Below are 21,758 nucleotides of genomic sequence, written 5' to 3'. Positions count from 1 at the left end.
AAAAGAACCGTTTTCATCGCCAAGATGAGCCCGCATCGCCAAGAAAAAATAGAAAAGAACTGGCAATTGCTCGCCGGGGGAGACCGTCAGGGCCTGTATGAATGTTTTGACCTGTTTTACGACGACCTTTTCCGCCTGGGCTTGTCCCTCTATCGCGATGTAGACCTTGTGCAGGGCTGCATCAACGAACTGTTCCTGGAACTCTGGAAGATCAGGGAGCGGCTGGCCGGGGTGCAGAACATCCAGCAATACGTGATCACGATCTTCAAACGCCTGCTTTATAAATCAACGAATCAACCCAAAGAAGTGCCGTTCGACGAGGCGGCGCATATGGAGCTCACCCAGTCGTCTTACGAAGAAATGCTGATCGAAACGCAAACAGACGAAGGCATCAAAGCCCGCCTGCGGTCGGCATTGACGCAGCTTTCCGGCCGGCAGCTGCAGCTGGTGCAGCTGCGTTATTTCGAGGGGCGCGGGTTTAAAGAGATCGCCGAAGTGACCGGGCTCACCGAGCGCACCATTTACAATACCCTCCACAATGCCCTGCAGGTGCTGCGCAAGGAAATGAACTGATTTTCCGTTAATTTCATCGGCATGAAACCGTTTAACCTCCTGTGCGTCCTTTTTCTTTTGCTGAAAGGGACCGCCTTTTCCCAATCCAACGTGCTGGTGCTGCAAACGGACTTTGGCCTGAAAGACGGCGCCGTTTCCGCGATGAAAGGCGTGGCCGTGGGCGTATCGCCCCAGCTGAAGATCTACGACCTCACCCACGAAATTCCCCCTTTTAATATCTGGGAAGCCGCTTACCGGCTGCAGCAAACCGCGGCTTACTGGCCGAAGGGGACCGTTTTTGTGTCGGTGATAGACCCCGGTGTGGGCTCCGAGCGCAAATCGGTGGTGCTGCAAACCAAAAGCGGGCATTATTTCGTGACGCCAGACAACGGAACGCTCACGCTCGTTGCGGAAAGCATGGGCATTGAAGCCATGCGCGAGATCGACGAAACCCGCAACCGGCTGCCGGGCTCTTCCGCTTCCTACACTTTTCACGGGCGTGATGTGTACGCTTACACCGGCGCGCGATTGGCCGCGGGTGTTATTCCCTTCGATTCCGTTGGCACACGCCTGCCCGATTCCGTGGTGCGGATCAGTTACCAGGAAGCGGTTTTTAAAAACAACACCGTTTACGGCAACATTCCCATTCTCGACGTGCAATACGGCAATGTATGGACGAACATCAGTGAAAAAACATTACAACCGCTGGGGCTGAAATTCGGAGACAGGCTGAGCGTGAAAATATTCAAAGGCGGGATATTGATGTTCACCGGCACATTGCCTTTTGCGGCCACATTCGCTTCCGTGCCGGAAGGCGCGCTGCTGGCTTATCAGAACAGCCTGATGAACCTTTCTTTCGCCATCAATTACGGCAACCTGGCCGAAACGTACAACCTCGCCAGCGGCCCGGAATGGACGGTGGAAGTGACGAAAGCGCCATAAATCCTTACAGATGAACAAAGCAGAAAAAATACAGCAATCGGAAACCCGCATCTTCAAAGCCGTGTTTCCTAATACCACCAACCATTACGACACCCTTTTCGGCGGCACCGCCATGCAGTTGATGGATGAAGTCGCTTTTATCGCCGCTACGCGTTACGCGCGCAAACGGATGGTAACCGTTTCGTCGGACAAGATCGATTTTAAAAAAGCCATTCCGGCAGGCACGATCGTGGAGCTGATCGCCCGGGTGGTGGAAACGGGAAACACCAGTTTGAAAGTGCTAGTGGAAATTTTCGTGGAGGAAATGTATTCGATGGAAAGGTATAAAGCGATCAGCGGCACCTTCACTTTTGTGGCGATCGACGAATACAAACGGCCGGTGCCGCTGGAGGCGTAACGGCAAACCTTGTCAGCACTTTAGTGTGATTATACGAGGCCTTCGCTTTTGGGGTAATCGAAGAAAAGGAAGCGTTTTTTGGCGCGGTCGAACTCTTCCCAATGTTCCGTATCCGCCTCAATACCAAAAATGCCCGTTGTGGGCACATTGTCTATCCGGATCTCCTCTGTAAGATAATTCGCGAAATCGGTAATGCCGGGGTTGTGCGCAAAAATGGCGACGTTGTTAAAATCGTCGTCGATTTTGGTGATCACCTTCAGGAAAGTGGAGGCATAACAGAGATACAGCTCGTCTTCCAGCAAAATGGCCTCTTTGGGGTATTTCCATTCTTTCGCCATGATGCGGGCCGTGGTGCGGGCGCGTTTTGCCGGGCTGGAGATGATCAGTTCGGGCACAACTCCCCGGGAGAGCAGCCTGGTGGCCATTTCCGGGGCGTTCTGTTTTCCGCGTTTGTTAAGCGGGCGGTCGAAATCATCCATTTCAGGATCATTCCAACTGGACTTGGCGTGTCGGATCAATAATAATGTTTTCATACACATTGGTAAACAATTGAGTACAAACACTATCCTAAAATACGCCTTTTTCCCCGGAGGTGAAAAAACAACCCCGAATTAAAAGAAAATTAACACTGCTTTGGGAGATTAATACCCGCGCTCGTTTTTGCCTTCCATATAGTTCATGAACGCCTTGTTCACCACGCGGTTACCGCCCGGAGTGGGATAATTGCCGGTGAAATACCAGTCGCCCAGGTTGTTCGGGCAGCTGGCGTGCAGGCTTTCGATGTTCTGGTAGATCACTTCCACCTGGGCGTTGATGCCCGCGGGCGTAATGATCTCGGCGATCTTCGCGGAGATCTCTTCGGGGGTGAAGGGTTTGTAGACGTTCTTCACCACGTTCTGCGCGTGGAGGGTATTGGTCCTTTCCAGCTCCTTGCACAGCCCGTACGCTTCCTGCAGGATGTATTCCTTGCCCTGTTCGCGCAGCAGCGCGATGGCGGCCTGGAAAGCGACGAATTCGCCCATCTTGCTCATGTCTATGCCATAGCAGTCCGGGTAACGTATCTGGGGAGCGGAGCTCATTACGATGATGCGTTTCGGGCCCAGGCGGTCCAGCATTTTGATGATGCTTTCGCGCAGGGTAGTGCCGCGAACGATGGAATCGTCTATCACCACCAGCGTATCGGTGCCGGGTTTTACGGTGCCGTAGGTGATGTCGTACACGTGCTGCACCATTTCGTTGCGGCTGGAATCTTCGGTGATGAAGGTGCGCATCTTCACGTCTTTAATGGCGATCTTGTCGATGCGTACGCGGCGGTTCACCATTTCGTTGAGCTTCTCTTCATCGAAATCTTTGCCCCAGCTCATGATCCTTTCCACCTTGATGCGGTTCAGGTAATCTTCCAGCCCTTTGATAAGGCCGTAGAACGCTACTTCGGCGGTGTTTGGGATGAAGGAGAAGATGGTATTGCGGAGATCGTTGTCGATCGCTTTGAGTACGGTTTCAGAAAGATGGTAGCCGAGGGCGGAGCGTTCTTTGTAAATTTTCTCGTCGTTGCCGCGGGAGAAATAGATACGTTCGAAACTGCAGGCGCGGCGTTCTTTGGCGGGAATGATCTGTTCGATGCTGTATTCCCCGTTTTCCTTTACGATCAGCGCGGTGCCGGGCATCAGTTCCATCACTTCGTTCTCGCCCACGTTGAAAGTGGTGCGTATGGCGGCCCTTTCGGAAGCGGCCACGATCACGTCGTCGTTGATGTAATAATACGAAGGACGAATACCATGCGGGTCGCGGATCACAAAGGAATCGCCGGACCCGATGAGGCCGCATACGTGGTAACCGCCGTCGAACATGCCAAATGCCTGCTGCAGGATGGCTTTTACGTCGAGGCCGTTGCGGCGCTCCTCGTCTTCTTTGTTGAGGAAGTGAGACACGACTTCGAGCATTGCGGCGAGGTCGCTGTTTTTATGGGTTTCGCCGGGCGAAACTTTTACGAAGTTAAAAAGCTCGTCTACGTTCACCAGGTTGAAGTTCCCCGCCATAGTAAGGTTGCGGGCGGGAATGGTGTTGTAGCGCACGAACGGGTGGCACAGCTCCACGTTGTTTTTGCCCTGGGTGGCGTAACGGAGGTGGCCCATCAGCAGTTCGCCCAGGAACCGCACGTGGCCTTTCATGAGGCCGGGGTACTTGGTGATCTCCGGCTGGTATTTTTCTATTTCTGCTATTTCGTCGCGGATCTTGCCGAATACGTCGCCGATAGGTTGCGGCTGGCTGCTGCGTATGCGGTGCATGAAGGGAACGCCTGGTTCGGTGTGCAATTTTACAGTGGCTACCCCTGCGCCGTCCTGCCCACGGTTGTGCTGCTTTTCCATGAGGAGGTAGAGTTTGTTGAGGCCGTAGAAAACCGTTCCGTATTGCTGTTGATAATAAGAGAATGGTTTTCTTAATCTTATGAATGCCAGGCCGCATTCATGCTTAATCGCGTCACTCATGCTGTAAAATTGAAGTCGCAAAGTTACGCTTAAATTTCCAAACCACCCGCGCCTTTAGCATTCTGCTAACAGTGATAGGATTTAGGCAAAGAACTGCCTGAAAATAAACATCCCGGGCCTGTTTTGGCCCGGGATGCGGATATTTTTCAAATGTTTTGCGCTTATTTGGTGGAAGCCGTTGTAGACACCGGCGAGTTCGCCGTCCACTTCGCAATGTTCTCGCACTGCCTGTATTCCGGTTCTACGTGTACGTAAAAGGTCGGGATCTTGTCCTGCAGCCATTTGTTGAGCGCGGTCACCTGTTTTTCCTGGAGCGTTCTCTGCTGGATGCGGGAGTAATCGTCTTTCAGGTTCTCGCGGTGAGGCTCGGTGCGGGTTTTCAGGTATACGAGGCGCACGGCTTTGCGGCCCTGCTCGTCGTCGAAGATCAGCGGTTTGGTTACGCCGCCCGGCTTCAGACTGTCCAGCAGCATCACGATGTCTTTGGTAGACGGATCGTTCAGCTGGTCGATGGTGATGTAGGTGCTGCCCGTGTTCGGGTTTTGCAGCATACCGCCGTTGAATTTGGCCATCGGCTCGTCGCTGTATTTGGTGACGGCTTCTCCGAAAGACATTTTACGGGAGATGATATTGGCGCGGATGGTATCCAGCTTGTTGATGGCGTTGTTGATATCTGCGGTGAGCACGTTCGGTTTGATGAGAATGTGCTGCACGGTCACGTTGTCGCCCGCCCTTTTGATCATTTTGATAAGGTGGTAGCCGAACTGCGATTTCACCGGGCTGGAAATAGCGCCTTCTTTCAGGCGGAATGCCGCCTGCATGAAAGCGGGGTCCCAGTTCTTGTCGTTACGGTTCAGTATGTATGTGCCGCCGTTCTCCCTCACCGCGGGGTCTTCGGAGTACAGGCTGGCGTAGGTGGAAAATTCGCCTTCCTTGTTTTCCACTTTGGTTTTAAAGTCGTTCAGCCGGTCGATGGCGTATTTGTCCATTTCGTAGCTCGCTTTGGGAAGTATTACGAGCTGACCGATCTCCAGTTCCGATTCGTAGAAGGGAAGGCTGTCTTTCGGTGTTCTTTCGAAATGGTTCTTTACTTCGGTGGGCGTTACTTTCACGGCGTTCACGATCTTGTCGCGCATGGCTTTCGCCAGCATGCTTTCGCGGATGGCGTCGCGGAAACGTTCGCGGAGCTGGTAGATGGTGTAACCGGTGATCTCGGTCATTTTTTCGCGGCTGCCGTACCGTTGTTCGGCCCAGCGGATCTGGCTTTCGATACGGCCGTCCACATCGGCTTCGCTGATGGGCAAGCTGTCCCGCTCGGCCTGGAGCACCAGGATCTTCTGCGCAATGATCTGCTCGATGGCCTGGCAGCTGGCGTTAGCCGGCAGGGGCATGCCTTCGAGGGCCTGCTGCTGCATGTCTACCAAAGCTGATTCGATATCCGACTGGAGAACGATTTTTTCCCCTACTTTGGACACGATCTTATCCGCCACCATTTTCTTTTGCTGTGCAAATGCGCCTTGCAAAAGGAGCATTACGCCAAAAGAGGATATAAGAAATTTTTTCATGGTATCGCTACTGTAATATCAAAGTAACCAATAAAAAATTAGCCGCACAAAGACGGCTAATCTATTTAACAAAAATTTCGGGTTTGCGCGGGGGCCGAAAAGGCCCTGCGCAACCGTATTTTAGAGTGTTCGTTTAACTTCCACTTCTTCGAAACCTTCCACGATGTCTCCTACCTTCAGATCGCTATAGTTTTTGATGGAAAGGCCGCATTCCATACCGGATACGACTTCTTTCACGTCATCTTTATAGCGTTTGAGGCTCTGCAGTTCGCCGGTGTGCACTACGATACCGTCGCGAACCAGGTTTATGCGCGAATTGCGGAAGAGTTTGCCATCCAGCACGTAACAGCCTGCCACGGTAGCCTTGTCGAACTTGTAAGTTTCGCGGATCTCCACGTTGGCGGTAACTTTCTTCTCGATCTTGGGTTCCAGCATGCCTTCCATCGCGCTTTTCAGTTCGTCGATGGCGTCGTAGATGATGGAGTAGGTCCTGATCTCGATATTTTCTTTCTCCGCCAGGCGCGACGCGTTCATAGACGGGCGTACCTGGAAGCCGATGATCAATGCATCTGATGCGGTAGCGAGCAGTACGTCCGATTCGGTGATCTGGCCTACGCCTTTCAGCACCACGCTTACCACGATCTCTTCGGTGGAGAGTTTTTGCAGCGAATCGCTCAATGCTTCCACGGAACCGTCCACGTCGCCCTTGATGATGAGGTTCAGCTGCTTGAAGTTGCCGAGTGCAAGACGGCGGCCGATCTCGTCGAGGGTAATGTGTTTCTTCGTACGGATACCCTGTTCGCGAACGATCTGCGCCCTGCGGTTGGCGAGGTCTTTGGCTTCGGATTCGTCTTCGTACATCCTGAACTTCTCACCTGCCTGCGGCGCGCCGTTGAGGCCGAGCAGCTGTACAGGCGCGGAAGGACCGGCTTTTTCGACCCTTTGGCCGCGTTCGTTGAACATGGCTTTGATCTTACCGAAGTGCGCGCCGGATACGATGGTGTCGCCCTGTTCGAGCGTGCCGTTCTGCACCAGCACGGTGGTCACGTAACCGCGGCCTTTATCCAGGGTTGCTTCAATTACGGTACCGGTGGCTTCCCTGTCCGGGTTGGCTTTCAGTTCCAGCAATTCTGCTTCCAGCAGGATCTTTTCAAGGAGCACGTCTATGTTCAGGCCGCTTTTCGCCGAGATCTCCTGGCTTTGGTACTTACCGCCCCAATCTTCTACGAGGAGGTTCATGCCGGCCAGCTGTTCTTTGATCTTTTCGGGATTGGCGCCTTCTTTATCGATCTTGTTAATGGCAAATACCATGGGAAGGCCCGCTGCCTGCGAGTGGCTGATGGCCTCACGCGTCTGGGGCATGATCGCATCGTCCGCCGCTACCACGATCACGGCAATGTCCGCCACTTTCGCGCCACGGGCACGCATCGCGGTAAACGCTTCGTGACCGGGGGTATCGAGGAAGGTCAGTTTTTTGCCGCTGGAGGTAGTTACCTGGTAAGCGCCGATGTGCTGGGTGATGCCGCCTGCCTCGCCGGCCACTACGTTCGCGCTGCGGATGTAGTCGAGCAGGGAGGTTTTACCATGGTCTACGTGACCCATGATGGTAACGATGGGGGCGCGGGGCTCCAGGTCTTCCGGATCGTCCACGATTTCTTCCTCATCGTCTTCGGTGGCGTCGTCTATACCGATAAATTCAACTTCATAGCCAAATTCGCCGGCCACCAGCTCGATCACTTCCGCGTCGAGGCGCTGGTTGATGGATACCATGATGCCGAGGCCCATACATTTCGAGATCACTTCCGCAAAGCTCACGTCCATAAGGTTGGCGAGCTCGCTCACGGAAACGAATTCCGTCACCTGCAGCTTGTTGCCGTCTGCGCCGCTCTGTGCTTCGCGTTCGGCCGCTTCGTGCCGTTTGTCGCGGCGGCGGCTGGCTTTGGTGCTTTTGCCTCCGCGGGAGTTGCCTCCCAGTTTGGCCATGGTTTCCTTGATCTTGTTCTGTATCTCGTTTTTGTCGATCTCTTTGTCGTCTGCCCTGCGGGGTGCGCCCTGACCGTATCCGCCCTGGCCGGGACGCTGGTCCCTGCGCTGGTGCGGCCGGCTCGGACCGCCTGGTGCGCCGCCGGGGCCGCGGTTGCCCTGGTGACCGCCGGGGCGATTGCCGCCCTGGTGACCGCCCGGACCGCGATTGCCGCCCTGGTGACCACCGGGGCCGCGGTTGCCGCCCTGGTGACCGCCGCCGGGGCCACGGTTACCGCCCTGGTGCCCGCCCGGGCCGCCGGGGCCGCGATTATCCCTGCTGGCAGGGGCCTGGCCTTCTTTGGCGAATTCGCCGGGTTTGATGGGCTCGGGTTTCTTTTCTATAACGATGCGCTTGCGCTTACGTTTTTCGTCTTTGTTGAAATTTTTGTTGTCCCTGCGTTCCTGCGAAACGGGCAGATCGATCTTACCGATCACTTTGGGGCCGGTAAGTTTGGTAGCCTGGATGTTTTCGATCACGGCTTCGTCTGCTTCCGCTGCGTCCGGGGTTGCGGCAGCCGCGGCCTGTGCGGGCTCTTCGGCTTTTGCTGCGGGCTTTTCAGCTTCGGGAGCTTTAGGCTCTTTGGCGGCGGGCGCTTTTTCGGGGGCGGGTTTGGCTTCGGCGGCTTTTTCCTCCGCTTTGGGGGCGGCGGGCGCTTCGGCTTTTACCGTTGCCGGTTCCTCTTTTTTCGGCTCTTCCTTCGCTTCGGCTTTGGGAGCTGCGGGCGCTTTTTCGGGCGCGGGCGCGGCTTCCTGGGGGGCCGGGGCAGGTTTTTCGTCCTCTTTTTTAGCGGCTGGTTTTTTACCGCGGTTGGCGGCGTTCAGCGCGTCGAGGTCGATGGTGCCCATAATTTTGGGGCCGGCCACGCGGGGGGATTCTGCTTTTGGCGCTTCCGCCTCGGGGGCAGGAGCGGGCGTTTCCGGCGCTTTGGCTGCAGGCTCGGGCGTGGGTTCCGCTTTGGGGGCGGGCTTCGGCTCGGGCTGCGCTTCGGCTGCGGGTTTGGTTTCCGGCTGCGGTTCCGGTTTGGGTTCGGGTTTTTCCGCTTTCACTTCCGGCTTGGGAGCGGGTTTGGGAGCTTCCGGTTCAGGTTGAGGCTCGGGTTTGGCCGGGGCCTCTTCTTTCTTTTTGGTTGCAGCTTCCGCTTCTTCCTTTTTCTTTGCCGCCAGTTCCGCTTCTTCCTTCTCCTTCTTTTTCGCTGCGTCTAACACCGTTCCTTTGGGCAGGGCGATCTGGTCGCTTTTGCGCTTGTTCGCCTTATCCTGCTGGAATTCTTGCTGGAGGGAATTGTACATCTGGGCCGTGAGTTTGGCGTTGGGAGACCCGAAACCGTCCATATCGAAGCCCTTATTGGCCAGGAACTCGATGAGCGTGTCCTTTCCAATATTGAATTCCTTGGCCGCAGCCAGCAATCGCGGTGTGTTGTTTGTTACTTCAGGCATATCGTATTCTCGTCCTTCCCGTTTAATCCCCACCAACCGGCGGAGTAATTCTTTTAACATTTAACAATAACTCAAAATATCTCTGCAATCAAAAAAGCCTACCCCATGGGAAGGTGTAGCGGCCGGCTTATTCTTTTTCAAATTCTTCCTGCAAGATCCTTCTCACCTCATGTACGGTTTCCTCTTCGAGGTCGGAACGGCGTACAAGTTCTTCCGGAGTCAGGTCAAGCACACTGCGGGCGGTATCGCAACCGATGCGTTTCAGTTCGTCGATCACCCAGGGTTCGATCTCGTCTGCAAATTCTTCCAGGTCGATGTCGAACTCGGTCTGTTCCTGCTCTTCGTCGCGGAATACGTCTATTTCGTACCCGGTCAGTTCGCAGGCCAGTTTAATGTTTACGCCTTTTTTACCGATGGCCAGGGAAACCTGGTCGGGTTTCAGGTAAACGGAGGCGTATTTATTGTCGTTATCCACGTCCATCCGGCTGATCCTTGCGGGCGTAAGCGCGCGCTGGATCAACAGCTGAATGTTGGCGGTATAGTTGATAATATCGATGTTTTCGTTCCGGAGCTCGCGAACGATGCCGTGAATGCGGCTACCTTTCATGCCCACGCAGGCGCCTACGGGGTCGATCCGGTCGTCATAGGATTCCACGGCCACTTTGGCTCTTTCGCCCGGCTCACGTACGATCTTTTTGATCACGATCAGCCCGTCGAAGATCTCCGGCACCTCTATTTCGAGGAGTTTGGCCAGGAAGGAGGGATGTGTTCTGGAAAGGATGATCAGCGGGGAATTGTTCTTCAGCTCCACTTTCTTTACCACGGCCCTGACGTTTTCACCTTTTTTGAAGTAATCAGTCGGAATTTGTTCAGATTTAGGCAATATTAGTTCATTCCCTTCATCATCCAATAATAAAACTTCCTTTTTCCAGACCTGGTATACTTCCCCGGTTACGATCTCGCCTACACGGTCGCCGTATTTTTTCACCAGGATGTTTTTCTTCAGGTCGCCGATACGCGCGGTAAGGGTCTGTTTGGCTGCGAGAATGGCGCGGCGGCCGAAGTCCATGATCTCCACTTCCTCGTACAGGTCTTCACCCACCTGGTAGTCAGGCTCCACCAATATAGCTTCAGAATAGGCGATCTGGGCGTTATCGTCCTCCACGGTGCCGTCTTCCACGATGGTGCGGCGGCGGAGGATCTCCAGGTCACCTTTTTCGGTATTTACAATCACGTCAAAGTTCTCATCTGAGCCATATTTCTTACGCAGCAGCGTCTTGAACACATCTTCCAACACCTTCATCAGCGTGGGGCGGTCAATGTTTTCCGCCTCCTTAAATTCGGTGAATGACTCAATCAGGTTAATACTAGCCATGTTCTGTTATAGTTTTTAAAACACGATACACACCTTTGTGTGCTTTATTTCAGATAAATTGATGTTTGTTACGATGACCTCTTTTTTCTTGCCGATGGTTTCTTCCAGCGTCAGGTCCGCATCCGTGGCGGCGAGCAGCTTGCCTTCCTTCACGGAGCCGTCCAGCAGGGTTACTTCCACCTTGCGGCCAACGTTTTTCGTGAATTGACGAGGATTTTTCAGCGGTTCGTCCAACCCCGGGGAAGATACTTCCAGGGAAAAATCATTGTCCGGGAACAACCCGGCAGCTTCCAGCTGGGGATAGAGTTGGCGGTTCAGGGACACAAGTTTGTCTATCGAGGCACCATTGTCAGCATCCACAAAAACTTTCACATTATTGGTGGGCTTTATCCTGATCTCTACAATAAAATACTCCGGTTTATCCGCCAGCAGCGCTTCCAGCATGTCCGTGATGCGCGCTATCACTTGTTCGTTTGCCATATGAAATAGAAGAAGGGGACCGATCGCGTCCCCTTCATTTGAATCATTTTACCGTTACAAAATTAGCATTTATTTTCATTCCAAGAACAATTTATTCTAAATATAACCCCGTAAAAACCCCATACCACACACATTATCTTTTATTTTAATTGGATAGCCGCCCGGATTGTCTTACTTTCGGAAGGATGATTTCCCGCATCAACATCGAACTGCCGGCCTGGGCGCTGGGCCTTGTGCTGCTCGCCCTGCTGGACCCGCATGCCGGGCTGCCCAGCTTCTGCGTGTCGAAACTTGCGGGATTCGGCAATTGCCCCGGCTGCGGCCTCGGCCGTTCCATTTCGCACCTTTTTCACGGCGAGCTCCGCGAAAGCTGGGAAAGCCACAAGCTGGGAGCACCCGTACTGCTGATGCTGCTCTGGCGCATCGGCAAACTCGCCAGGGACCAATATTATACTTTCAGATATGAATGACTTCTATTTTGCCATGTTACCCGGCATCGATCATGAAGAGCTGATCTGGCTCGAAGAGCTGACCAAAAAGTTCGACGCGGAAGGCAGGAAAAAATTCCTGTATCTCTACCAGGGCCGGCGGAAAGACCCGCAGACCGTGCTGCTCACCTGCCTGATCGGGTTTATCGGCCCCAACGGCATTCACCGTTTTATGATGGACCAGATCCTCATGGGCCTGCTGTTCCTTTTCACGTTCGGTTTCTGCCTGATCGGCACCATTATCGACGCAGTGAATTACCGCAAGCTCACCTGGGAGTACAACAAACAGGTGTCGCTCGAAGTAGCCGCGATGATCGGCAAATTCTGAGCCGTTCGTTAAAGAAAACTTAAAATAGGCCGGAAAAAGGGAGAGAGGGCTATCTTTGTGGCATTATGTCGTTAGGTAAACTCATCATATCCATCATTGTCGGATGGGTATTATATAAGCTGATCTTCGATTTCATCATACCCGTGTACCGCGGCACCAAACACGTGCGCCGCCAGATGCGCGACATGCAGGACACGATGCGCCAGCAGTTCGAACAGCAGCAGCAACAACAGCGCCGGCAACAGGCGCCTCCCCCTCCGGCCGAGCCCGTTAAGCGGGACAAAGGCGATTACATCGACTTTGAAGAGATCAAGAATTAATTTTTCCTGAAAATATCCAGTATGGTTTTCGGCGCCTGCAAATGGATCGTTTGTATGCCGAGCGCGATTGCCGCGTCGATATTCGGCAGCGTGTCGTCGATGAACAGCGTATGCTCCGGTTTCAGCCCGTTTTCGTCGAGGATCACCAGGTACGCTTCTTTCTCCGGCTTGCGGTAACCGATCAGGTGGGAATAATAACTCCGGTCGAAAAACGCCGCCAGCGACGGGATGCCCCGTTCTTTCTCCAGTATTTTATTTAACGCTTCGAGGTGAATGGCGTTGGTATTACTCAGCAGGAAAAGGTCGTAGTGATTCCTGAGCTGCTGAAGCAGTTGCAGTCTTGCCACAGGAAAATCCAGCAGCATGGCGTTCCATGCGTCGACGATCTGCTGGTCGGTAGTGCCTTCGGGCAGGTGTTCTTTTATTTTGCCGAGAAATTCTTCCGGGGTTACGCGGCCGGTTTCGAGGTCTTCGAACAGGGCATTGGCGTGAAACTGGTTGTAGAGTTTGTCGAAGTCTTTGGCGCCGAGGTTTTTAAAAGCCTGGCTGGTAAGCTGGTAATTGATGTTGAGGATAACGCCCCCGAGATCGAAAATGATATGTTTGATTCCTTGCATGGCGGGAGCAAAGTTAGGGTTCGGGGGGAAAAATTTGCAAAAGATTCAGTAAAAAATCTTTACTTTTGCCGTCCCCTGAGAAAAGGGGCCCAATAAAAGTTCTCTATATTTTGCCTGCAAAGGCACCGGTCCTATAGCTCAGTTGGTTAGAGCATCTGACTCATAATCAGAGGGTCCCTGGTTCAAGCCCAGGTGGGACCACCGGTAAATCACCAAACTCAATACAGAAGCGGGTTTCAGCGAAAGTTGGAACCCGCTTTTTGTTTGTGGCACCTCGTGCGGAGGTGCTCACAGAGGTGCTTGGGAGAATCCCAAGAGGTGCCCGGTGCTATCCCTGTAAACCCACGCCCTTGCCGCTTCCACATTCCAATAGAAAGCGATGAACTCACAACTCAACATTCTTTTTATGGCCCTTGCATCGAGGGCGAACAACGACGACGAAGCGCCGGTATATTGCCGCCTCACTTTCAACAAAAGACAGCAGCGGTTCATGGTGGGTGAACGCCTCCCCTTAAGCATGTGGGACAGGGACAAACAGCGCGCGAAGGGGAAGGCTCCAAAAGCCGCTGCCCTCAACGCACGTATTGCACAAATCACGCAACAGATACACCAAGCAGAGGCAACCCTCATCAAGCGGGGAGAATCTTTTGAGGTGGAGGACATTGTTAACCTTGTCCTGAACCGGGGAAGAAGCGAGTGCCGCACCCTCATGCAGGCTTACAAATACCGTTACCAGCAGATGAAGAAGATGAAGGATAAGGGTTATACCGCTTCTACGCTGGTGAAGTTCTCCCAGCTATCCAATGCAGTGCAGGCGTTTATCCGGCGGCATCACAAGACGGACGACCTTCCCTTATCCAAGTTGAATAACCAGTTCCTTCACGAGCTGGAAACTTACCTGTTCGCAGAAAAGAGCATGAAGCTGGTGTCTGTAAACAAGGTCGTGCAAAAGCTGAAGTCGGTTGTCAGGATGGCGGTTGATTTTAACTGGATTGCGGACAACCCTTTCCCCGGCCACCATTTCAAGCACGAGCGGATAAAGGTCGTGTTCCTTACTCATGAAGAATTGCAGCAACTGGAAGGCCACACCTTTACACAGGAACGGTTGCGTAAGGTGCGCGACATCTTCCTCTTCAGCGTTTACACCGGCCTGCATTACAGCGATGCCATGAGCCTGACTGAAGAAAACGTTATCACCGGCGTTGATGGTGCGCAGTGGATAAGATACACAAGGGCAAAGACCGGGAAGGAGATACACATTCCCCTGCTGAATAACGCCAAGCAGTTGATTGCTCACTTCCGGGAGATCGGTACACAGTTTCCCTTTCTTCTTCCTCGCTTCAGTAACCAGAAGATAAACAGCTATCTCAAGGAGGTGGCCGACATCGCAGGGCTGGACACACCCCTAACGCATAAGATTGCCCGGAAGACGTTCGGCTCTCTCCTGCTTTACCACAACGTCCCTATGAAGGTGGTGAGCGAACTGATGGGACATTCGACTGTCCTCGTTACAGAGAGGCATTACGCCCAGGTGGAGTTGAAGAAGCTGGGGCTGGCAATGGCGGAGGTTGGGGAGATGCTATCTCCACGAAGAGAAGAGTGAGAGCCAGACAGATGACCTTGAACGAAGGCTGTATAACGATCAGACTGAGGAAGACATTCTCCCGCCAGTGGCATCTTCAGAACTTCGGTTTGGTGATGTACACCACGTTGGAAGACCTGCCGAAACTGGCTATGTAAGCACCCGTATATCTGTGGAGAAATAACGCATAGCAAGAAGTGAAAACCTCCCGCTTTTTCTCTTCGTAACCGGCTTTGAGCCTGCCGGAATATCGTATTTTGGTGGTAGACTGATACCCGTTGCAAAGGTAGGGAAACCTTACTGCACAAGGAAGGAGGAACGAGCATTCTCCACCGCAAATTTTGAGTTTTGCATGATCCGCCGTAACCCACTATACCAGAGGGTTTGCGCAGCATTCCGAAGGCCGTCCGAACAGCATATATATCTTCTATGCTTGAGTCTTTTCGCCTGGAAACACCTTCCAAAGCACTGACGGACAGTCTGTTGTATCCAAATTCGTAACCGCAAAATTTGAGCCATGAACAGCAACCCAACACATGCCGGCAACGAACTGCCGGTGCCAGATCAAGAGCAAGGAGGGTTTGACCTTCGTTATTACGATCTTGACTTTTCCTTCAACCCTCTTGCAAGGGATATTCACCTGTTTGAAAGCAAGCCCGCCAAGATGGGTAAGCACTGGATTCAGATCGACGTTGATGAATGCAGCAAGGTATTTACAAGCCCTGCCGCAACCTTTCACCATGTTATGAAGCTGGAGCCTTGTGCCAAGGAGTTGTTTCTTTGGATACTGTACAGGCTGAAGTACGATACAGACCTTATCCGGATAACGGAAAAACGGGTATCAAAGGACTGCGGCCTAAAGGGAAACACTTTCCGCAAGGCTATCAACCGCCTCGTTGAAGCCAAGATCATTGCTAGGGTTTCGGACTCCGGCAGGAGTACGCCAGAATCGAAAACCGAGAATTACTGGCTATTCTGGATCAACCCTCATGTGATGTTCAAGGGTGGGCGTTATTCCTTTTACCGTAAAAATGGGATATACAACAGGGACAACGTGATAAGCTCGTACGACCAGTCCGAGGCGTTCCCTCCCAAAAGTTAGGATGCCAAAACAGCGGGGGCTTTTTTCATCGCCTCCGTTGTTCGCTTCTGTAGTAGGTAACAATGTAGAGAAAGAACCAGCAGAGGAAGACACACCACCCCTCGCTATCATGGAAGCCTACAGCCTTCAAATCACGGTTAGGGCGGTAAATGCGTCTCGCATTCACACATTCTGCCCAAACCCAGCCATCGGTTCACATTCCTGCCTTCTTCCGCGGATCGTTTTCACATCCCGCCCGCCGAGGAGCAGTACCACCTTCTTTGCCCCACCCCCACTAAGCCCGCGTAGGGAAATATCCCCCTACCAGACCAAACGCATTACCATGAAGCAAACAAAAAGCCATCAGGGAGAGGCGAGGCCGTGCTCCCCGAAATGTCTTGTCCATCATGACCACACCGAATTGGTGACCACCTTGCTGAAGATCGACAACAGTGCGGACAAAAAAGACCCATTGTTGTTGGGGGAACTCGACACACCCCGGGAAACGAACCTGTACGCCTATCACTTTCACAGCGGAGATGAAGTGACGGAGATACCAGAGACGCAATACTTTGCCCAGCTGGACGAATGGAGACGAAGGCAAAACGAACTCTCACGAACCGGCAAGGAGCGATACCTGACATACGCCCAGAACAAAGCGGCCACGGAAGAGCTGGCTGCATTGGAGCGAAAGATTACATCTTACGAAGCAGCGGAGAGCGTACAACGGCAGGTGTACAGTTGGTGGTCGGTTTCTTACTGGTTGGGTGAAGAGCTTGCCCAGAAAGGAGAGGTCATCCTGCGGATATATGGGTGTACTTGGTGGGGTATTACCAATCTGCAAGTACCGCACCCTTCTGCCGCCGCTGTTCTTCACGAGATTTACGAGGAAACCAATTGCTCCATCTTTGAAAACCAAGCCCCATGGGAAGAATGAAAGAGGTGCCAACCAGCAACCGCCTGCGGATACTGCATCAACGATTGAACACGCTCGCACCTCGTTTTCGCGAACAGGTCAACGAAGAATATCGATGGAAGACGCGAACTATTTACGAGAAGATGAAGGCACAAAGCAATGCGAACGGCCCGAGGTCTGGACAACAGTTTACCAATGCTCAGGATGAGCGCTTCTTCCTGATCTATAAGGAGCTGATCGAGGAGGAGCTGCGGTTTATTATGGCCCAAACAAACAAGCAATAAGGGGGCAAGACACCCCTTCCTGTTGGGGGAAGCCTTGCTGATTGCGAGTTTCGCACAGTGAGGCCCCCTCAATCATTTTCTGGAAGTTACAGGGAGAAACTGTACATTCATGCCCTCAATCCCTAAAAACGAAACTATGAATCAAACCTCACGTTGGCTGCTGCTGGTTGCCTGCGCCTTCCCGGTGGCGTTATGGTCCCTTCCCTGCCTTTCGCAAACCAAGCAACCGAAATCCATTGACATAACAGACTACCTACCTGTGGAGCCAGCTAAACCCAAACTGAAGAAGCAGGCCGCTCCAATGTCGGATTTGGATCGGCTGTACAGAAAATATAAGACCGCGAAACAGATCACCATATTCAGCGCCGGAGACAAGGTTGTTGCAGATGCCGAAATCCAGTATAACGATGCAGGAAAGCCCAAAGCGATCATCCTTTCGGGAGAGAGTTCGGACTTGGAGCTGCTGCTTAGAATCAGGAAGACCCTCATCGGGGAAAAGCTCCGGGCTGGTTATAAAAGACAGGAGGATGATAGAGGATTTGAGACGGATTTGTTGCAGAAAAGAACCGAGTATGCGAAGTACGAGGTCATTGACAACTCATTCCTGAACAGCGGGAAGTCCATATTCGAAACGCGCGTTCCTCACTCGTTTCGTTTCGAGGTTGGAGACACCAAACGACAGGGCAACGGAAACACTGAATCCTTCAGCTTTTAACAAACCACGACACACGATGACAACCTTAATCGATGATCGTCAACAACTTAAAGCAGACCTCCGCGCCAAAATCGGCGACCATCTCATCGAATTCATCGATTCCTTCGGCGGGTGTGCTATGGGTTTCCCTTCAGAGATCGAGGTAAATGAAGGAAATGACGGAGAACCGGAAGTCTGTATCGCCATCAATGGCAGGCGGCGAACGGTCAGCTATAGCTTTCTGGTCACCACATTGAAGGTCTTCTAAACCGGGCGCAGGGCCGGTTACTCCCTGCACTCTTCTCAACAACATTTTCGCGGCAAGGGGTGCCTGAACAGGTGCCCGGCATTCCGGGAGAAGGTGCCCGGTCAGCGGAAACCCGCCACCATAGCATCTGACTCATAATCAGAGGGTCCCTGGTTCAAGCCCAGGTGGGACCACTTAAATTTCTCAAAAGCGCCGATCTACCGGCGCTTTTTTGTTTTACATCACAAAATCCTATTATTACATATTCACCCGAAAACACTGTCCCAAAAAACCAATATGGATCAACAGGTTTTAAAACTGTACAATGTATGGCAGCACGAAATGAAAGCCGTGCAGGAAACAGAGCTGCCCGTTAAATTTGATGAAATTGTCAGCTCCGTATTTACTGCGGGGCCGTCTTATTATTACGTCATCGACTTTTACGATATGTCGCTATCGCACATGAGCGCATCCGTAAAACAAATATATGGCCTGAGCCCCGAAACCATTACTTTCAATGATATCCTGGCCCGCATACACCCCGATGATGTCAGCTACGTCGCCCAAACGGAAGCATATATCCTTGATCTGATACGCAACCAGCTGTTCACGCCGGATAATATTTTTTCTTATAAATCGTGTTATTGTTTCCGGATGAAAGTTGCAGACGGCTCTTATAAATTATTCATGCACCAGGGCATGCAGCTTACGCTGGACAAACACAACGGTATCGCCAAAGCGTTGAACATACATACCGACATCAGTCATTTTACAAATATCAACAACTACAAATTGTCGATCATCGGGCTGCATGGCATGCCATCGTATACAGACATCGATATTTACCAACCCCCTCGCCTCGGGAACCCGCTTTATACCAAAAGAGAAACCGAGATCCTGAAGCTGATAGCCGCAGGTTTTACCAACCGGCAAATAGCGGAGAAACTTTCTATTGCCTTCGATACCGTAAAGAATCACCGCCGCAACATATTAACAAAAGCAGGCGTCACTAATACCGGACAGCTTATAAAAAAATGTATGCTGCAAGGAGTGATCTGATGTTAAACCGCATTCCCCCCAAGCCTTGCGGTGAGGTCCGGCAGGAATGCGGCTGTCGATAAAGATGTATCTATGCTCCTGTTTAAAAACTCACCGCTATGCTGTCTTCAGACCAAACCGGATCATTGATGATAAGACTTACTCCATCGCCATTGACGGGATTATCAAATCCATTGCCCGTTAACACCGTGGTTTTCCCGGGCTCCATTCTCACGTTATAGATTTCTTTCCTCGCAATTATCGACCCGGTTGTTGTAAAAGTTGTAAACTCAACGGCTACCGTGGATGGCTCCAGCAATAACAACGTAGTTTCCATCGACCAGTTGGTCATGCCTTTGTCTTCAGGATGGAATAACCAGGTCATGTCCGAATAATTCCAGACATCGACGGGGTGCGGGGTAGCCAGGGTACCGGAAGGCAGGTAAAGCGCGGCCATCAGTGGAGTAAGCCCCGGGGGCTCGGGCAGCGGGTATTGGGCCACGGTCATTTTCATTTCTTTTGCATCGTAGGGAACCCTGTCGGCAAAGACCAGTTTCAATTTGGTCACAATCCTGTTGAGGCTTACGATCTGGTTCACAGCGCCGTTTACGTTAATCTCAATTCCCCTGTAAAACGCATCGCCCGAAGGGTAAATAAGAAAATAGGGCAATTCGCTCAGACCGTGATCGCGTATGTTTGCGGGACCTTCCGTGGCTAACAGCGCGATACGGTATTTGCCGGCCGGCAGTGAATCGTGAAAGGTGCCAAAGTTCTCGTCTCCCGCAACCTGTTCCAAAAGGTGTACCACGCCAGTCGCCGAATATACGACGTAGTACAGATTACTGATCTGGGCGGGCAAACTGTCCGTTCTTCCAAACTCTGTAATGGTGCGGTCAAACCCGCTCACGTCGAAGCGCACGGGATACTTCTGCGTACTGTCCGGGGGCTTGGGATTATCGGGTTTATCGTTTTTTTGGCAGCTGAAAAACAATAGCGCAAAGGCCAGCGGGGTGAATAAAACGGTTTTCATAATCACATTTTTTTGTGTGAAAAAATAAAGAATGGTTATGCTGCCAAAATTACAATAATCTCAGCACCGGCTAAAATAGCCCGCCGCCCGGAAGGAGATAAAAAAACGGCGCCTGTTCTGCAACAGGCGCCGAAGGGGGTTTTACAGGAAAATAAGTTTAATCGTTCTGTTTGAGCGCACCCTGCGAGCGGTCGATCTGCTGCTGCGGGATGGGGAAATATTCATCTTTCGGCTCGAAATGTATGTTCAGGAATGCAGACAGCAATGAGCCTTCAAAGGCGGAATAACTTTCGATCGTTTGTTTGGCGATGCCCCAGCGTACCAGGTCGTAAAAGCGGTGGCCTTCCAGCGCCAGCTCCAGCCTCCGCTCGAATCGTACTGCGGTGCGGGCCTGGTCCTGGTTTGCAAAAGATCCATACTGCTGTACGTTGTACTTCGCCGCGCGGGAGTTGCCGACCATCTTCGGCGGCAGCTTCGCCGCGCGGAGACGGATCTTGTTCACCAGGTTCAGCGCGGCGCCCAGGTTATTCTGCTCCACATAACATTCCGCCGCCATCAGGTAAACGTCTGCCAGCCGGATGATATTTACGTTCAGGCTCGTAATGTAAGGCGCGCCCGCCACCGTTTCCGTACCACGCACCGCGCCGTCTACCATGTGCTTAACGCCTACGAACGGGCCGGCATATGCCGGGTCGCGGATCCAGGCGTCACCGGGCATTACGCCCCAGTCGCGGTAAGGCACGCCCCTGCGGCCCACCGTGTAATCCAGGCGCGGATCGAAGGCAATGGTAGTATCCACTGCATATTGGGCTTTGGCATTGCCCGTAAGCCCGAAGTCAGATTTATACGGATTGGTACGATAGCTGCCGTCGAGCATGGGCAGGCCGTTGGCGGCTACCCTGTATGAGTTTACCAGGTCGAAAGAGGGCTGGTAGAACCCGCAGCAGGACACAGGCGCGGTACCATAAAAACCGCCGAGCATATCGCCCACGTTGGCGTTGTCGCCGCCGCCGTCAGGGTTAATGGCATGTTGTGAAGCGAAAATGGTTTCGGGGCCGTTTTCTTTTGTTACGTCGAAATTGTTTTCAAACGGTATCGTTTCGATGGAAGGCCTTGCGCCGATCACCGTGGTGAACAGCGGCAATGCTTCGCCGTATTTCTTCTGATACAACAATACCTTTCCAAGATATGCCTGGGCAGCCACTTTGCTGGCGCGGCCGATGTTTGCGGCGTCCCAGGTAGGCGGCAGATTGGCCACGGCAAATTCCAGGTCCGCCTGGATCATCGGGTACACTTCCTCTTCGTTCGTCACTTTCATCGCATCCTCGGAAGAAACATTTTCGTCGATATACGGAATGTTTACAAACACCCTGCGGAGGAAAAAGTAATAGTGCGCGCGCAGAAAGCGGGCCTCGGCTTCCACTTCCTTCGCCCTCGCGTCAGACAGTTTGCTGGTGCCTGCCTGCACCGCCTTCAGCAGGCGGAGGGTGTTGTTGCAACGGGCCACGCCTTCGTAATACCGGTTCCACATGATCTCGGTATTATCGTTGGTGGTAGACACATCGTGCAGCTCTACCTGGTTCATGTTCGGCTGGTCGCCGTTGTTGCTGCCTTTATGCGCGTCGTCCGCGCCTACTTCGCCAAACAGCCACTGGCTGGGCGCTGAAGAATAATTTCCCCAGGTGCCGTTCACATTGCCGTTGACGAGGCCATACGCGCCGGTAAGCATGCCTTCCACACCCGCCGGCGTTTCGATCTGGTCCTGGATCAGTTCTCCCTGCGGGGTCTTCTCCAGAAAACCTTCGCCGCAGGAGCCCAGGATAGTTGCGCATGCCAATAATATGATGCTATGAATCTTTTTCATTTTCAAA

General features: G+C 52.7%; 22 protein-coding genes and 2 tRNA genes. 15 read left to right on the top strand and 9 right to left on the bottom strand.

What is annotated here, in order from left to right:
* Window positions 1-24 precede the first annotated feature (24 nt).
* From J7I43_RS12385 to J7I43_RS12375, 3 genes are read left to right on the top strand one after another with little or no spacing between them, the layout of a single operon-like run.
* Window positions 25-573, top strand: a complete 549-nt coding sequence (locus J7I43_RS12385; protein ID WP_209145991.1) for an RNA polymerase sigma factor — start codon at window positions 25-27, stop codon at window positions 571-573.
* A gap of 21 nt (window positions 574-594) precedes the next feature.
* Window positions 595-1,494, top strand: coding sequence for an SAM hydrolase/SAM-dependent halogenase family protein (locus J7I43_RS12380; protein ID WP_209145990.1), 900 nt, complete (start codon window positions 595-597; stop codon window positions 1,492-1,494).
* Window positions 1,495-1,504: 10 nt separating this feature from the next.
* On the top strand, window positions 1,505-1,891 hold the full coding sequence (locus J7I43_RS12375; protein WP_209145989.1) for an acyl-CoA thioesterase: 387 nt from the start codon (window positions 1,505-1,507) through the stop codon (window positions 1,889-1,891).
* A 29-nt stretch (window positions 1,892-1,920) separates the two neighbouring features.
* Here J7I43_RS12375 and J7I43_RS12370 read toward each other — a convergent pair whose 3' ends face one another.
* The 6 genes from J7I43_RS12370 to J7I43_RS12345 all read right to left on the bottom strand — a co-directional run bounded on the left by J7I43_RS12370 (window position 1,921) and on the right by J7I43_RS12345 (window position 11,262).
* The gene (locus J7I43_RS12370) at window positions 1,921-2,424 is read right to left on the bottom strand and encodes a SixA phosphatase family protein (RefSeq protein WP_209145988.1); all 504 of its coding nucleotides are present in this window, start codon (window positions 2,422-2,424) and stop codon (window positions 1,921-1,923) included.
* A 108-nt stretch (window positions 2,425-2,532) separates the two neighbouring features.
* Window positions 2,533-4,380 carry an amidophosphoribosyltransferase gene (locus J7I43_RS12365; RefSeq protein WP_209145987.1) on the bottom strand — a complete coding sequence of 616 codons (1,848 nt, stop codon included), beginning with the start codon at window positions 4,378-4,380 and terminating at the stop codon, window positions 2,533-2,535.
* 161 nt (window positions 4,381-4,541) lie between these two features.
* Entirely contained in the window at window positions 4,542-5,912 is a 1,371-nt protein-coding gene (locus J7I43_RS12360; RefSeq protein ID WP_209145986.1) for a peptidylprolyl isomerase, read from the bottom strand.
* 153 nt (window positions 5,913-6,065) lie between these two features.
* On the bottom strand, window positions 6,066-9,407 hold the full coding sequence (infB, locus tag J7I43_RS12355; RefSeq protein ID WP_209145985.1) for a translation initiation factor IF-2: 3,342 nt from the start codon (window positions 9,405-9,407) through the stop codon (window positions 6,066-6,068).
* Between the two features lie 127 nt (window positions 9,408-9,534).
* Window positions 9,535-10,782 (bottom strand): transcription termination factor NusA, encoded by a 1,248-nt coding sequence (gene nusA, locus J7I43_RS12350; RefSeq protein WP_209145984.1) that lies wholly within the window; start codon window positions 10,780-10,782, stop codon window positions 9,535-9,537.
* 15 nt (window positions 10,783-10,797) lie between these two features.
* Window positions 10,798-11,262: a ribosome maturation factor RimP gene (locus J7I43_RS12345; RefSeq protein WP_209145983.1), complete on the bottom strand. Its 465-nt coding sequence runs from the start codon at window positions 11,260-11,262 to the stop codon at window positions 10,798-10,800.
* A gap of 185 nt (window positions 11,263-11,447) precedes the next feature.
* On the opposite strand from J7I43_RS12345, the gene J7I43_RS12340 reads away from it, so the two are divergent.
* The 3 genes from J7I43_RS12340 to J7I43_RS12330 all read left to right on the top strand — a co-directional run bounded on the left by J7I43_RS12340 (window position 11,448) and on the right by J7I43_RS12330 (window position 12,398).
* Complete coding sequence (locus J7I43_RS12340) at window positions 11,448-11,732, top strand: DUF2752 domain-containing protein (protein ID WP_209145982.1); 285 nt, start codon at window positions 11,448-11,450, stop codon at window positions 11,730-11,732.
* Complete coding sequence (locus tag J7I43_RS12335; protein WP_209145981.1) at window positions 11,725-12,078, top strand: TM2 domain-containing protein; 354 nt, start codon at window positions 11,725-11,727, stop codon at window positions 12,076-12,078. Before J7I43_RS12340 ends, J7I43_RS12335 begins: the two co-directional genes overlap by 8 nt.
* A 65-nt stretch (window positions 12,079-12,143) precedes the next feature.
* Window positions 12,144-12,398, top strand: coding sequence for a hypothetical protein (locus tag J7I43_RS12330; protein WP_209145980.1), 255 nt, complete (start codon window positions 12,144-12,146; stop codon window positions 12,396-12,398).
* Here the strand turns inward: J7I43_RS12330 and J7I43_RS12325 are convergent.
* The gene (locus tag J7I43_RS12325; protein WP_209145979.1) at window positions 12,395-13,015 is read right to left on the bottom strand and encodes an HAD family hydrolase; all 621 of its coding nucleotides are present in this window, start codon (window positions 13,013-13,015) and stop codon (window positions 12,395-12,397) included. The genes J7I43_RS12330 and J7I43_RS12325 overlap by 4 nt on opposite strands.
* Window positions 13,016-13,142: 127 nt before the next feature.
* Between J7I43_RS12325 and J7I43_RS12320 the strand changes: the two genes are divergently transcribed.
* The 9 genes from J7I43_RS12320 (at window position 13,143) to J7I43_RS12280 (ending at window position 18,878) form a co-directional block, all read left to right on the top strand.
* A tRNA-Ile gene (locus J7I43_RS12320) sits at window positions 13,143-13,216 on the top strand.
* 178 nt (window positions 13,217-13,394) lie between these two features.
* Entirely contained in the window at window positions 13,395-14,618 is a 1,224-nt protein-coding gene (locus J7I43_RS12315) for a site-specific integrase (protein WP_209145978.1), read from the top strand.
* Window positions 14,619-15,114: 496 nt separating this feature from the next.
* A complete protein-coding gene (locus J7I43_RS12310; protein ID WP_209145977.1) occupies window positions 15,115-15,699 on the top strand; it encodes a hypothetical protein in 585 nt (194 codons plus the stop codon).
* A gap of 322 nt (window positions 15,700-16,021) precedes the next feature.
* Window positions 16,022-16,615: a hypothetical protein gene (locus J7I43_RS12305; protein WP_209145976.1), complete on the top strand. Its 594-nt coding sequence runs from the start codon at window positions 16,022-16,024 to the stop codon at window positions 16,613-16,615.
* Complete coding sequence (locus J7I43_RS12300) at window positions 16,603-16,878, top strand: hypothetical protein (protein ID WP_209145975.1); 276 nt, start codon at window positions 16,603-16,605, stop codon at window positions 16,876-16,878. The genes J7I43_RS12305 and J7I43_RS12300 overlap by 13 nt, the downstream gene beginning before the upstream one ends.
* A 136-nt stretch (window positions 16,879-17,014) precedes the next feature.
* Entirely contained in the window at window positions 17,015-17,593 is a 579-nt protein-coding gene (locus J7I43_RS12295; protein ID WP_209145974.1) for a hypothetical protein, read from the top strand.
* A 16-nt stretch (window positions 17,594-17,609) separates the two neighbouring features.
* On the top strand, window positions 17,610-17,840 hold the full coding sequence (locus tag J7I43_RS12290; RefSeq protein WP_209145973.1) for a hypothetical protein: 231 nt from the start codon (window positions 17,610-17,612) through the stop codon (window positions 17,838-17,840).
* A 92-nt stretch (window positions 17,841-17,932) separates the two neighbouring features.
* Window positions 17,933-18,013, top strand: a tRNA-OTHER gene (locus tag J7I43_RS12285).
* A 103-nt stretch (window positions 18,014-18,116) separates the two neighbouring features.
* On the top strand, window positions 18,117-18,878 hold the full coding sequence (locus tag J7I43_RS12280; RefSeq protein ID WP_236023360.1) for a LuxR C-terminal-related transcriptional regulator: 762 nt from the start codon (window positions 18,117-18,119) through the stop codon (window positions 18,876-18,878).
* A gap of 82 nt (window positions 18,879-18,960) precedes the next feature.
* On the opposite strand, the gene J7I43_RS12275 is transcribed toward J7I43_RS12280, so the two are convergent.
* Together J7I43_RS12275 and J7I43_RS12270 are read right to left on the bottom strand one after the other, a co-directional pair.
* Window positions 18,961-19,887, bottom strand: a complete 927-nt coding sequence (locus J7I43_RS12275; RefSeq protein WP_209145972.1) for a hypothetical protein — start codon at window positions 19,885-19,887, stop codon at window positions 18,961-18,963.
* Between the two features lie 157 nt (window positions 19,888-20,044).
* Window positions 20,045-21,751, bottom strand: coding sequence for a RagB/SusD family nutrient uptake outer membrane protein (locus tag J7I43_RS12270; protein ID WP_209145971.1), 1,707 nt, complete (start codon window positions 21,749-21,751; stop codon window positions 20,045-20,047).
* Between the last annotated feature and the right edge of the window lie 7 nt (window positions 21,752-21,758).

Source organism: Chitinophaga chungangae, from assembly GCF_017742215.1.
GTDB lineage: Bacteria > Bacteroidota > Bacteroidia > Chitinophagales > Chitinophagaceae > Chitinophaga > Chitinophaga chungangae.
This window is presented reverse-complemented; position numbering and strand designations above follow the sequence as displayed.

Bases quoted from the DNA above. Each gene is read 5' to 3' on its own strand.
- J7I43_RS12340 (WP_209145982.1), top strand. From the start codon at position 11,448: ATGATTTCCCGCATCAACATCGAACTGCCGGCCTGGGCGCTGGGCCTT.
- J7I43_RS12360 (WP_209145986.1), bottom strand. From the start codon at position 5,912: ATGCTCCTTTTGCAAGGCGCATTTGCACAGCAAAAGAAAATGGTGGCG.
- J7I43_RS12275 (WP_209145972.1), bottom strand. From the start codon at position 19,887: ATGAAAACCGTTTTATTCACCCCGCTGGCCTTTGCGCTATTGTTTTTC.
- infB (WP_209145985.1), bottom strand. From the start codon at position 9,407: ATGCCTGAAGTAACAAACAACACACCGCGATTGCTGGCTGCGGCCAAG.
- J7I43_RS12375 (WP_209145989.1), top strand. From the start codon at position 1,505: ATGAACAAAGCAGAAAAAATACAGCAATCGGAAACCCGCATCTTCAAA.
- J7I43_RS12300 (WP_209145975.1), top strand. From the start codon at position 16,603: ATGGGAAGAATGAAAGAGGTGCCAACCAGCAACCGCCTGCGGATACTG.
- J7I43_RS12290 (WP_209145973.1), top strand. From the start codon at position 17,610: ATGACAACCTTAATCGATGATCGTCAACAACTTAAAGCAGACCTCCGC.
- J7I43_RS12335 (WP_209145981.1), top strand. From the start codon at position 11,725: ATGAATGACTTCTATTTTGCCATGTTACCCGGCATCGATCATGAAGAG.
- J7I43_RS12270 (WP_209145971.1), bottom strand. From the start codon at position 21,751: ATGAAAAAGATTCATAGCATCATATTATTGGCATGCGCAACTATCCTG.
- J7I43_RS12280 (WP_236023360.1), top strand. From the start codon at position 18,117: ATGGATCAACAGGTTTTAAAACTGTACAATGTATGGCAGCACGAAATG.
- J7I43_RS12330 (WP_209145980.1), top strand. From the start codon at position 12,144: ATGTCGTTAGGTAAACTCATCATATCCATCATTGTCGGATGGGTATTA.
- J7I43_RS12295 (WP_209145974.1), top strand. From the start codon at position 17,015: ATGAATCAAACCTCACGTTGGCTGCTGCTGGTTGCCTGCGCCTTCCCG.
- J7I43_RS12370 (WP_209145988.1), bottom strand. From the start codon at position 2,424: ATGAAAACATTATTATTGATCCGACACGCCAAGTCCAGTTGGAATGAT.
- J7I43_RS12310 (WP_209145977.1), top strand. From the start codon at position 15,115: ATGAACAGCAACCCAACACATGCCGGCAACGAACTGCCGGTGCCAGAT.
- nusA (WP_209145984.1), bottom strand. From the start codon at position 10,782: ATGGCTAGTATTAACCTGATTGAGTCATTCACCGAATTTAAGGAGGCG.
- J7I43_RS12380 (WP_209145990.1), top strand. From the start codon at position 595: ATGAAACCGTTTAACCTCCTGTGCGTCCTTTTTCTTTTGCTGAAAGGG.
- J7I43_RS12385 (WP_209145991.1), top strand. From the start codon at position 25: ATGAGCCCGCATCGCCAAGAAAAAATAGAAAAGAACTGGCAATTGCTC.
- J7I43_RS12325 (WP_209145979.1), bottom strand. From the start codon at position 13,015: ATGCAAGGAATCAAACATATCATTTTCGATCTCGGGGGCGTTATCCTC.
- J7I43_RS12315 (WP_209145978.1), top strand. From the start codon at position 13,395: ATGAACTCACAACTCAACATTCTTTTTATGGCCCTTGCATCGAGGGCG.
- J7I43_RS12345 (WP_209145983.1), bottom strand. From the start codon at position 11,262: ATGGCAAACGAACAAGTGATAGCGCGCATCACGGACATGCTGGAAGCG.
- J7I43_RS12365 (WP_209145987.1), bottom strand. From the start codon at position 4,380: ATGAGTGACGCGATTAAGCATGAATGCGGCCTGGCATTCATAAGATTA.
- J7I43_RS12305 (WP_209145976.1), top strand. From the start codon at position 16,022: ATGAAGCAAACAAAAAGCCATCAGGGAGAGGCGAGGCCGTGCTCCCCG.